Source organism: Streptomyces sp. TAA040 (assembly GCF_000424845.1).
Map to the genome: position 1 here is coordinate 1 of NZ_AUKR01000041.1, position 11171 is coordinate 11171.

The following is an 11171-nucleotide window of genomic DNA, read 5'->3' on the forward strand; positions in this document are numbered from 1 at the left end:
CCGCCCTCGAAGGCGAGATCACCGACCACCTCGGCTATGACAAGCACGACCCGGCCGGGAAGAACGGCGGCAACAGCCGCAACGGGACCCGGGCCAAGGCCGTGCTGACGGACGTCGGCCCGGTCGAGATGGCCGTGCCCCGCGACCGCGAGGGCAGCTTCGAGCCGAAGATCGTCAAGAAGCGGCAGAAGCGCCTGACCGGCGTGGGCGAGATGGTGATCTCGCTGTCCGCGAAGGGCCTGACGACCGGTGAAGTCCAGGCACACCTGGCCGAGGTCTACGGCGCCGACGTCTCCCGGCAGACGATCTCCACGATCACCGACAAGGTCATGGACGGCATGGCCGAATGGCAGAACCGGCCCCTGGACGCCGTCTGTCCGGTGGTCTTCATCGACGCCATCCACGTGAAGATCGGTTCTGTCGACGACCTTGTGATCCGGACGGTTGAGTGGTTCCTGCCGACTGTTCGCAATCATGCATCGCGTGCTCTCGTGACGTGCTTTTGGAGCTGTTTCCGTACTCGTCCGCGTTGCTCATCGAGGAGGTCGAACGACGGCCGGACAAGGTGGTGCTGAGGACGCGGGTGCGGGCGAAGAGCGGGACCTGCCGGTGCGGTCAGAGTTCTGCTCGGGTGCACGGCCGGTACGTACGCAAGCTGCGTGACGTCGCGGTGAGCGGGCTCGGCGTGGTGATCGAGTTAGACATACGCTGGTTCCGCTGCGAGAACACTGCCTGCACGGCAGTGACGTTCGCCGAGCAGATCGCGGGACTGACAACCCCGCACAGGCGGCTGACCCCGCTATTGCGCGACGTGCTGACGCGGATCGGACTGGCTCTGGCCGGCCGGGCAGGAGACCGCCTGGCCTCCGCGGTCGGCATTGCCGTGGGCAAGGACACGCTGCTTCGACTGATCAGAGCCCTGCCTGAACCGGAGGTCGGCGAGGTTGAGGTCCTCGGCGTCGACGACTTCGCTTTCCGCAAGGGCCGTCACTACGGCACGGTGCTGATCGACATGACCACCCACCGTCCACTGCATCTCCACGACGGGCGCGAAGGCGAAGACCTCGCCGCATGGCCCCGCGACCACCCCGAGGTGAAGGTGATCTGCCGGGACCGGTCCAGCGGTTACGCGGAGGGCGCACGCATCGGGGCGCCGCAGGCCGAGCAGGTCGCTGATCGCTATCACCTGTGGGCCAATCTCGGCCAGGCGGTCGAGAAGACGGTGCACAGTCATCGCTTCCGTCTGGCCGAACCGCCTTCGGAACCCGCTGACACTCCCGACGAACCGCAGGTAGTCCAGCCGCAGACGGAGCTGAAGATCGTGACTCGGCTCCGTGAACAGCATGCCGCTGCCCACGAACTGTGGCAGCGGGGGATGTCGAAGGCGGGGATCGGCCGGAAGCTCGGACTGCACCAGGCCACCGTCCGCAAGTCGGTTAACGCCCCTTCCGCGGACGACGTCGTCGCCAAGAGCCAGCAGCGGTTCCACGTCGTCGACCCGTATGTCGGCTATCTGCACCGGCGCTGGAACGAAGGTGTCAGAAACGCAGCCCAGCTCTACCGCGAGATTCAGGAACAGGGCTATCCCGGCGGCGAGTTGGCTGTCCAGCGCTATCTGCGGCGCTACCGCATCGGGCGCGGACACGCACCCGATCCGGGACCGAAGCCTCCGTCGGTCCGTGAGGTCACCTCATGGATCATGACTCACCCCGATCACCTGCGGGACGAGGACGCCGGAAAGCTCCGTCGGCTGCGTGAGCGTGATCCGGAGGTGGACCGGCTCACCGGGCATGTCAGGAAGTTCGCAGTCATGATGACCGCACGCCACGGCGACCGCCTCGAGGACTGGATAGCCGAGGTCGAATGCGACTCCCTCGCCCCACTGGCGGGCTTCGCCCGCAACCTCCGCCGTGACTTCGCCGCCGTCCGCAACGGAATGTCCCTGCCGCACAGTTCCGGAGCCGTCGAAGGCAACATCAACCGGCTGAAGATGCTGAAGCGGCAGATGTTCGGGCGGGCCAGCCTCGATCTCCTTCGCAGACGCGTCCTGCTCGCGCGATGAGTCCAGCCCGTCCGGATCACAAGATCGTCGACAGAACCAAGATCCGCGACGTCGCCGTGGCCAACCGGCCGGTCTATGTGGCCCTGGCTGTCACCGTCGAAGGCCGGCGGGACATCCTCGGCCTGTGGGCCGGCGACGGTGGAGAGGGCGCCAAGCACCGGATGCACATCCTCACCGAGATCAGGAACCGCGGCGTGCACGACGTCCTCATGCTCGTCTGCGACGGGCTCAAGGGCCTGCCCGACGCGGTGGAGACCGTCTGGCCCCGCACGGTGGTGCAGACGTGTGTGGTCCATCTGCTGCGGAACTCCTTCCGCTACGCCGCCCGCCAGGACTGGGACAAGATCGCCAGGCTTCTGAAGCCCGTCTGCACGGCGCCGACCGGGGAAGCCGCACTCGAGCGGTTCGCCGGGTTCGCCGACGTCTGGGGCACGAAGTACCCGGCGATCGTCCGACTCTGGGAGAACGCCTGGGAAGAGTTCACCCCGTTCCTCCGCTTCGACACCGAGATCCGCCGCATCGTCTGCACCACCAACGCCATCGAGTCCGTCAACGCCAGGATCCGGCGAGCGGTCAAGGCCCGCGGCCACTTCCCCCGCGAGACCGCCGCCCTCAAGTGCGTCTACACGGCCACCATGAGTCTGGACCCCACCGGCAAGGGCCAGGCCCGCTGGACCATGCGCTGGAAGACCGCCCTGAACGCCTTCGACATCACCTCCGACGGCCGTCTGTCGGAAGCCCGTCAGTAACCCTCAACAACCCCGGCTGCACCGCTCGTTTGACAGACCCAGTCGGTGGGCATCATCCCGCCGCGCGCTGAGGGGGCGAAAGCCTGGCAGTGGGCGGCGGCTCAGAAAGACGGCTTCCATGCGCTTCGGCACACCTACGCCTCGATCATGTTGGAAGCCGGAGAGTCCGTCGTGACCCTGGCTCGGTGGCTCGGGCACTCCTCGCCTGCTATCACTCTCGGTTACTATGCTCACTTCATGCCGGAGGCTGGAAGCAAGGGACGGGGCACCATCGACGGTCTGCTTGGGGAGCGCGGGAGATCAGCTTGCTAGTCGAAACTCCCCAGATTCTCCCCAGCGCTATTGACCCGGGTTCCCGGTCTCTTCGCTCCAGAGGAGCCTTTCGTGGATTGCAAGGTTGAAGAGATGGGTGGCCTAGGAAAGTGTTGCAAGAGGTCGTAGCGACCCGCTATGTCACGCCGTTGCGTGAGGGCGGCTCGCTCCCTGGGATCGTCGAGGCCGATGACCTCGGCACGTACGTCATGAAGTTCACCGGGGCGGGTCAGGGGCGCAAGACCCTGGTCGCCGAGGTCGTGTGCGGGCAGTTGGCCAGGAGGCTGGGGCTGCGCGTGCCCGAACTGGTGCGGATGCAGCTCGATCCGGTGATCGGGCTGGCCGAACCGGACCAGGAGGTCCAGGCACTGCTCAAGGCCAGCGGCGGACTGAATCTCGGGATGGACTTCCTGCCCGGCTCCCTCGGGTTCGATCCGCTGGCCTACACGGTGTCCGCCGCCGAGGCCGGGCGGATCGTGTGGTTCGACGCCCTGGTCGGGAACGTGGACCGTTCGTGGCGCAACCCGAACCTGCTGGTCTGGCACGGCGACCTCTGGCTGATCGACCACGGCGCGACGATGATCTGGCAGCACAACTGGTCCGGCGCGGAACGGGCGGCCGAGAAGCCGTACGACGCGTCCGACCACGTGCTCGCCCCGTTCGGCCCGGACGTCGCCGCCGCGGCCGCGGCTCTCGCCCCGCTGGTGACCGGGGAGCTGCTCGCAGGCTGCCTCGCCGACGTCCCGGACGAGTGGCTCGCCGACGAGCCGGGCTTCGGTTCACCGGACGAACTGCGCGAGGCCTACGTTTCCGTGCTCGGCGACCGGGTCGTCGGCCTGCACGAGCGGGTGGTCGTCGGGACGCCCACCCCCGACGGGCCGTCGAGGGCCCCCGGGTGGCTGACCGGAGCGGGGGAGTGAGCGCCGTGCGGGACGAGGGACGGCCCGGCGCGGGCCTCGACGTCTACGAGTACGCCCTGCTGCGCGTGGTGCCCCGGGTGGAGCGGGGCGAGCGGATCAACGCCGGCGTGCTGCTCTACTGCCGGGCCCACTCCTTCGTCGCGGCCCGCACCGGGCTGGCGGAGGAGCGGCTGCTGGCACTGGACCCGACGGTGGACGTGGCCGGAGTACGGGCTGCACTCCGCGCCGTCGAGGACGTGTGCCGGGGAGGGACGTACGCGGGGCAGGCGGCGTCCGACGACGCGGGCCGGAGGTTCCGCTGGCTGGTCGCCCCGCGCAGCACCGTCCTGCAACCGGGCCCCGTGCACACCGGCCTCACGGCCGACCCGGCCGCGGAGCTGGACCGGCTCCTGGCGGCACTGGTCTCCCCGCCGCTGCCGTCCCGCGGCTCCTGACCCCGGACGGGACCCCCACCCCGCCGACCGCCCTCGCCATCGGGCCCCGCCCGCCCCGTTCCGGGCGGGGCCGGCCGTGGCTGCGACCGGGCCGTTGACAGCGGACCCGCCAACTTCTAGCGTCGCCCCTGCGGAACCTACTAAGCGGTTGCTCACCCTTCATCCCAGTGCGAGGAGAACCAGGATGTCCACCACCGAGCAGCGCGTCGCGATTGTGACGGGCGGAGCCCGAGGCATCGGCGCGGCCACCGCCGTGCGGCTGGCCGAGGACGGGCGCGCGGTCGCCGTGCTCGACCTCGACGAGGCCGCCTGCGGGGAGACCGTCGGGAAGATCACCGGTGCGGGTGGACGGGCGCTGGCGGTCGGCTGCGACGTCTCCGACGCGGAGCGGGTCGCGTCCGCGGTGGCCAGGGTCGCCGAGGAGCTCGGTGCGCCAACCGTCCTGGTGAACAACGCCGGCGTCCTGCGGGACAACCTGCTCTTCAAGATGAGCGAGGACGACTGGGACACCGTGCTGAACGTGCACCTGCGCGGCGCCTTCCTGATGTCGAGGGCGTGCCAGAAGCATATGGTCGACGCGGGCTTCGGCCGGATCGTCAACCTGTCGTCCAGTTCGGCGCTGGGCAACCGCGGGCAGATCAACTACTCCGCGGCGAAGGCCGGGCTCCAGGGCCTGACCAAGACGCTGGCCAAGGAACTGGGCAGGTTCGGGGTCACGGCCAACGCGGTGGCGCCCGGGTTCATCGCCACCGACATGACCGCGGCCACCGCCGCCCGGGTCGGCATGGAGTTCGACGACTTCCAGACCGCGGCCGCGTCCCAGATCCCGGTCCAGCGGGTCGGCCGCCCGGAGGACGTGGCGGGTGCGATCGCGTACTTCGCCGCGGACGCCACCGGTTTCGTCTCCGGTCAGGTGCTCTACGTGGCCGGCGGACCGCTCGACTAGGGAGACCCTCGATGACACAGCAGGACAGCGGCCGGGTGGCCCTGATCACCGGCGGCAGCCGCGGCATCGGCTACGCCGTCGCCGAGGCCATGGTGGCGCGCGGGGACCGGGTGTGCATCACCGGCCGGAACGAGGACGCGCTGAAGGAGGCCGTCAACGCGCTCGGACCCGACCGGGCCATGGCGGTCGCGGGCAAGGCGCACGACGGGGAGCACCGTGCGACGGCGGTCGAGCGGGTGAGGGAGGCCTACGGGCGGGTCGACCACCTGGTCAACAACGCGGGCACCAATCCCGTCTTCGGCCCCATCGCCGACCTTGACCTGGACGTCGCCCGCAAGGTGTTCGAAATGAACGTGGTCTCCGCCCTCGGCTTCGCGCAGCTCACCTGGGCGGCCTGGCAGCGGGACCACGGCGGGTCGATCGTCAACGTGGCCTCGGTCGCCGGCCTGTCGGCGTCGCCGTTCGTGGGCGCCTACGGCATCAGCAAGGCGGCCATGGTCAACCTCACCCAGCAGTTGGCCCACGAGATGGCGCCCGGCGTCCGGGTCAACGCGGTCGCTCCGGCGGTCGTGAAGACGAAGTTCGCCACCGCGCTGTACGAGGGCCGGGAGGAGGAGACCAACCGCAGCTACCCGCTCGGACGGCTGGGCGTCCCCCAGGACGTCGGGGGCGCGGTCGCCTTCCTGGCCTCGGACGCGGCCGGCTGGGTGACCGGCCAGACCCTCGTCCTGGACGGCGGGCTCTTCCTCAACGCGGGAGTCTCCTGAGACCCGTCCCACCGGGAACGGGGAGGCAGCCCCGCCGCTGCTCGCCCCACCCGGTACCGCCGGCTCCCCGACGGCGGCGCCGCTGCCGAGCACACCCCGCTCGGCAGCGGCGCCGCAGCGGTGTTTCCGGGACCGAACCGCCGCGCTGCCGGGTTTGATCTGTCCACGATGCCCGGGCGCGGCGCTGCGGTGGGGCCTGCTCCGCCGTGGACCGACGGAGTCCGCCCGGGGCGTCGGTGCGCCGCCACCAGCTGCTACTTCCAGGGCTCCGGCCCGCTGGTGGAGTCGCTGGAGGCGGGCGAGGCGGACCTCACCTCCCGCGGCCTCACCCCCCCCGAGCAGATCATCGCGTTCTGGAACACGGGGCCGGGGGAGCCCGAGATCGAGCTGAGCGAAGTGACCGGGACGGAGATCCGCCACCTCGTGTTCAACCGGGACGCCGACAATCACATTGGCCCCTTCGTGGGGAACGACAACGCGCTGGACATCCCGTACGGGGGACCGGAGCTGACCGAGCGGCTGCTGCCGAAGTCCCGGCAGCAGAGCGACCGGGCCACGGCCGGCGAGACGCTGCGGGAAGCGCGGCGGGTCCTGGCCGAGGACGCCAGGCTGCTGCCGCTGTGAAGGGGCGCGTCCACCTCGCCGCGCACGCGAGTATCGCCGGAGTGGAGTGGGCCCTCGACGCCTCGACCATCATGCGGATGTGGGAACTTCACCGGAAGTCCGGCTGGTGAGCGCACTGTCGGTGCCGACCGGTAGGTTTCCGGGCACGTGATCGCAAAGCGCACCGGAGGTTGACCGCTGTGAACGCCCCCACACTGCCCGGCTCCTGGCAGGACGTCCTCGGCGAGGAGACGGCGGAGCCCTACTTCAAAGGACTCGTCGACTTCGTCGCGGACGAGCGGCAGGCCGGACCGGTCTACCCGCCCGCCGAGGATGTCTTCGCCGCCCTCGAAGCCACCCCGTACGAACAGGTGAAGGTCGTGGTCCTCGGCCAGGACCCCTACCACGGCGAGGGCCAGGGGCACGGGCTGAGCTTCTCGGTGCGGCCCGGCGTCCGCACTCCGCCGTCACTGCGGAACATCTTCAAGGAGATGCACGAGGAACTCGGTGTCCCCGTGCCGGACAACGGCTGCCTGCTGCCCTGGGCCGAGCAGGGGGTGCTGCTCCTGAACGCCGTGCTGACCGTCCGGGCCGGCGAGGCGAACTCGCACCGGAACAGGGGCTGGGAGCACTTCACCGACGCCGTGATCAGGGAGGTCGACCGGCGGCCCGACCCGGTGGTCTTCGTGCTCTGGGGCAACTACGCGAGGAAGAAGATGCGGCTCATCGACACCGGGCGGCACACCGTGATCGAGGGCGCGCACCCCTCGCCGCTCTCGGCGCGCCGCTTCTTCGGTTCGCGGCCGTTCACCCGGATCAACGAAGCGGTCACCGCGCACGGACACCGGCCGATCGACTGGCGGCTGCCCCGGCTGGCGGCCTGAGCCCGGGGCGGCCCCGGCGCCTGCGGCGGGCGGCACCGGCGGTCGGGCCGCGGCGTCCCGCGTGAGCCTCGGCCGTGTCCCGCCGCGCGGGGGCTAGCGTCGGGTCGACGCACACCGGCACCCCAGGAGGAGCGCGTGGCCGAGTCATCGCAGGTACCCGCCGCCAGGATCCCGATCACCACCCGGATCGGGCAGGCGGTCATCCTGCACCGCGGCGGCGACCGCGAGGAGGCCCGCAACCGGCTCGCCGCCCTGTGGGAGGAGCTGGGGGAGCGCGGCGCACCGGCCCACCGCTGCACCGTCGCCCACTACCTCGCGGGCACCCAGGACGATCCGCGTGAGGCGGTCCTGTGGGACCTGCGCGCCCTGGCGGCGGCCGACGCGCTGGCCGCCGGAACGGCAGCGGACGACGCAGCCCCGGGCAGCGGCAGGCCGTCCGCGGGGGCGGTCGGCCGTGCCTCGCTGCTCCTGAGCCTGGCGAGCGACCACGCCCGGCTCGGTGACCGGACGGCGGCGCGACGGGAACTGGAACGGGCGCGGGCCGCGGCGGCGGAGCTGCCGGCGACCGACCACGCGCTCCGGGTGCGGACGGCCGTCGGCAGACTCGACCGGCTGCTCGCCGGGAGCGAGGGTGGCCGGGGCCCGTCGGCTGATCCTCAGCGGTAGACCATCCGGTCGCCCCGGGCCCAGGCCGCCCCAGGCCCCGGTCGTGCGACCAGCCGCGGGGGTGGAAGAAGGCCCCCGGGCCCCGCGTATGCTGCCCGGACGCCCCGGCCGAGCCGCGAGCGGTCCCCGCGGGCCCGTGCCGGCTCCGCGGAACCGGAGGCAGTCGAGGCACCGAGACGAGGAGCGTGACGTGAAGGTCGGCATCATCGGACTGGGTGACATCGCCCGCAAGGCGTACCTGCCGGTCCTCACCGCTCGCCGCGGACTCGACCCGCACCTCCACACCCGCTCGCCCGAGACCCTGGAGCGGGTCGCCGACACCCACCGGGTGCCCGCCGGGAACCGGCACACCGCACTGCGGTCGCTGATCGACGTGGGTCTGGACGCCGCGTTCGTCCACGCCCCGACCGAGACCCATCCGGGGATCGTCCGCAGCCTCCTGGCGGCCGGAGTGCCCACCTACGTCGACAAGCCGCTGGCCTACGAACTCGACGACGCGCGGGAGCTGGTGCGCACCGCTTCCGAGCAGGGGGTCCCGCTCGCCGTCGGCTTCAACCGGCGCTTCGCACCGGACTACGCGCAGTGCGCCGATCACCCGCGCGACCTCGTGCTGATGCAGAAGAACCGGGTCGGACTGCCCGAGGACCCGCGGCGGATGGTCTACGACGACTTCATCCACGTCGTCGACACCCTGCGGTTTCTGGCGCCCGGCGAGGTGGAGCGGGCAGAGGTGCACGGAAGGCTCGTGGACGGACTGCTCCACCACGTCGTCCTGCACCTGACGGGTGCGGGCTTCACCGCGATCGGGACGATGAACCGGAGGTCCGGTTCGGCCGAGGAGATCCTGGAGGTCTCCGGTGGGGACAGCAAGCGCGAGGTGCGCAACCTCGCCGAGGTCGTCGACCACGGCGGCCGCCCCGGCGTCCGGCGTCGGGGCGACTGGGTCCCCGTCGCACGGCAGCGCGGCATCGAGCAGGCCGCGCTGAGCTTCCTCGACGCGGTCCACGACGGTACTCCGGTCGACGCCGAGGACGCCCTGCGCACCCACGAGCTCTGCGAGCGGGTGGTCACCTCCGTGCTGGCACAGGCCGGCTGAGCGCTTCCGGTCGCGCCCCCGATCCGCCTCTCTCCGCCCCGGACCCACCGTCCGCCTTCCGCCACCCACCGCCGCGTCCCGCCGTTCGGCCCACCCACCCACCGGCCGGGGCCCGGGCTGCGGTCCCGCCCCGCCGGACGCACGCTGACGTGGGGAAGCGGCAGGGACAGGGACGGAGGAGGGCGCGGTGGCACGAGCACCATGGCGGTCGGCACTGGCACTGGCCGGACTGCTCGCGACGGTCGGGGCCTGCGCCGGCCCCCCGCGGGCCCCGGGAACCCCGCCCGGCAGGCCGCCGGGAACGGCTCGGCCACCGAGAAGGGACACGACGCCGGGACGGGGCCCGGTGCGGGCTTCACCCTGCTGGCCACCGGGGACCTCATCCCGTACCCCTCGATCATCGAGCAGGCCCGTGCCGACGCAGGGGGGACGGGGCACGACTTCCGGCTGATCCTCGCGGGGGTGCGGCCGCAGGTCACCGCCGCGGACCTCGCCCTGTGCCACGTGGAGACCCCGTACTCCCCGGAGGACTGCCCGTTCACCGGGTATCCGCTGTTCCGCTCGCCTCCGCAGCTCGCGGAAGCACTCGCGCACACCGATGACGACAGTTGCTCCACCGCCTCCAACCACTCCCTGGACGCCGCCAGAGTGCGGCACACCGGACCGATCCGCGCGCACTGCCCGGGAGGCCGGGGAGCCGACGCTGCTGCGGGCTGCGGGCTGCGGGCTGCGGGCTGCGGGCTGCGGGCTGCGCGGGTGGCCCACCTCGCGAACACATGGGCCCGGCACAGCGCGGTCAGCACGTCGAGGGTCGGTTCGAGCGGACCGTCGTACCCGATGCGCGCGAGGTACGAACGCCGCTGCTGGCCGGTCAGGTTCACGGGCGGGCCCCGGCGCCGGTGGACACGGCGGCCGACAGGGACGGCACGCCCTCGGGAACGGCCGCGGCGAACACGGCACGCAGCTCGCTCTGGCCCAGGGCCGGCGGGGCGAAGTCCGGCAGGTGGCCGGCGCCGTTGCCCGCGTCCCCTCCGGCGGCCCGGCCCGCACGCGCCGCGAGGGCGTCGAGGTGCGCCCTCCTGCATGTCCTGTGCTTCGAGCGGACCGTCGACGGCCGCGCCGGCCGTGTCCGGGTCGGTGATCCAAGCGAACAGCAGGGTCTCGTCAGAGATCGGGGTGCCCAGCACGTAGCCGTCGGCGGTGAAGGCGGCGCGCATCACCGGCCCCAGGACCCGGGCAGTGGCAGGCGCAGCTCGGTGTAGCCGCACTTGAAGGCGCGGGCCGGGGCGCCGATGCCGGCCATCTCCCGGACCACCGAGCGCTTGCCGTCGCAGCCCACGATCAGCGACGGGTACAGGGTGCGCACGCCGTGGGCGTCCTCGAGTTCGATGCCGCGCACCCCGGGGGCGGTCCCGTCGCGCCGCACCAGGGCGCGCACCGTGGCGCCGTACACCAGCTCGGTGCCGGGGAGGGCGCGGACGGCGACGGCGAGCACGTCGCGCAGCCGGACGCTCGCGGCGTCCAGGGCATCGCTGTCGAGGGCGGCCAGGAGCCGGGTGAGGGTGGCATGGGACGGGGCGCGTCGACGTCCGGGCAGGTGGCGGCGGATGCCGAGTTGTTCCAGCACCGTGGTGGTGGCGCGCTGTCCCCACTCGGTGATCTCGGTGATGGTCCGGGCGCCGGAGACGACTGCGCAAGCGCAGATCAGCAGCAAACCGACCAGGGGATACCA

General features: G+C 71.7%; 12 protein-coding genes and 2 pseudogenes. 13 read left to right on the plus strand and 1 reads right to left on the minus strand.

Annotated elements, in window-relative coordinates; translation table 11 throughout:
• The 13 genes and pseudogenes from H300_RS28370 to H300_RS30660 all read left to right on the plus strand — a co-directional run.
• A pseudogene (locus tag H300_RS28370) lies at positions 1–413 on the plus strand (transposase); the annotation flags it as partial.
• A 218-nt stretch (positions 414–631) separates the two neighbouring features.
• Positions 632–2062 (plus strand): ISL3 family transposase, encoded by a 1431-nt coding sequence (locus H300_RS0120930; protein WP_078516193.1) that lies wholly within the window; start codon positions 632–634, stop codon positions 2060–2062.
• Positions 2063–2100: 38 nt separating this feature from the next.
• A pseudogene (locus tag H300_RS28375) lies at positions 2101–2811 on the plus strand (IS256 family transposase); the annotation flags it as partial.
• A 147-nt stretch (positions 2812–2958) separates the two neighbouring features.
• A complete protein-coding gene (locus tag H300_RS30655) occupies positions 2959–3123 on the plus strand; it encodes an integrase (RefSeq protein WP_078516197.1) in 165 nt (54 codons plus the stop codon).
• A gap of 110 nt (positions 3124–3233) precedes the next feature.
• Positions 3234–4043 (plus strand): HipA family kinase, encoded by an 810-nt coding sequence (locus tag H300_RS28380; RefSeq protein ID WP_199779228.1) that lies wholly within the window; start codon positions 3234–3236, stop codon positions 4041–4043.
• Entirely contained in the window at positions 4040–4477 is a 438-nt protein-coding gene (locus H300_RS0120945; RefSeq protein ID WP_078516194.1) for a DUF3037 domain-containing protein, read from the plus strand. The genes H300_RS28380 and H300_RS0120945 overlap by 4 nt, the downstream gene beginning before the upstream one ends.
• A gap of 184 nt (positions 4478–4661) precedes the next feature.
• Positions 4662–5423: a 3-oxoacyl-ACP reductase FabG gene (gene fabG, locus H300_RS0120950; RefSeq protein WP_028428960.1), complete on the plus strand. Its 762-nt coding sequence runs from the start codon at positions 4662–4664 to the stop codon at positions 5421–5423.
• A gap of 11 nt (positions 5424–5434) precedes the next feature.
• Positions 5435–6190: an SDR family oxidoreductase gene (locus H300_RS0120955; RefSeq protein ID WP_028428961.1), complete on the plus strand. Its 756-nt coding sequence runs from the start codon at positions 5435–5437 to the stop codon at positions 6188–6190.
• A gap of 168 nt (positions 6191–6358) precedes the next feature.
• Positions 6359–6814: a periplasmic substrate-binding domain-containing protein gene (locus H300_RS0120960; protein WP_158678417.1), complete on the plus strand. Its 456-nt coding sequence runs from the start codon at positions 6359–6361 to the stop codon at positions 6812–6814.
• 179 nt (positions 6815–6993) lie between these two features.
• Positions 6994–7677 carry a uracil-DNA glycosylase gene (gene ung / locus H300_RS0120970; protein ID WP_037981330.1) on the plus strand — a complete coding sequence of 228 codons (684 nt, stop codon included), beginning with the start codon at positions 6994–6996 and terminating at the stop codon, positions 7675–7677.
• A gap of 135 nt (positions 7678–7812) precedes the next feature.
• On the plus strand, positions 7813–8343 hold the full coding sequence (locus H300_RS0120975) for a hypothetical protein (RefSeq protein ID WP_078516195.1): 531 nt from the start codon (positions 7813–7815) through the stop codon (positions 8341–8343).
• 190 nt (positions 8344–8533) lie between these two features.
• Positions 8534–9439: a Gfo/Idh/MocA family protein gene (locus tag H300_RS0120980; protein ID WP_028428965.1), complete on the plus strand. Its 906-nt coding sequence runs from the start codon at positions 8534–8536 to the stop codon at positions 9437–9439.
• A 201-nt stretch (positions 9440–9640) separates the two neighbouring features.
• On the plus strand, positions 9641–10630 hold the full coding sequence (locus H300_RS30660; protein WP_078516196.1) for a CapA family protein: 990 nt from the start codon (positions 9641–9643) through the stop codon (positions 10628–10630).
• A 25-nt stretch (positions 10631–10655) separates the two neighbouring features.
• Here H300_RS30660 and H300_RS29545 read toward each other — a convergent pair.
• Positions 10656–11171, minus strand: a 516-nt coding sequence (locus H300_RS29545; protein ID WP_199779229.1) for a transposase family protein, incomplete at its 5' end; no start/stop codon positions are given.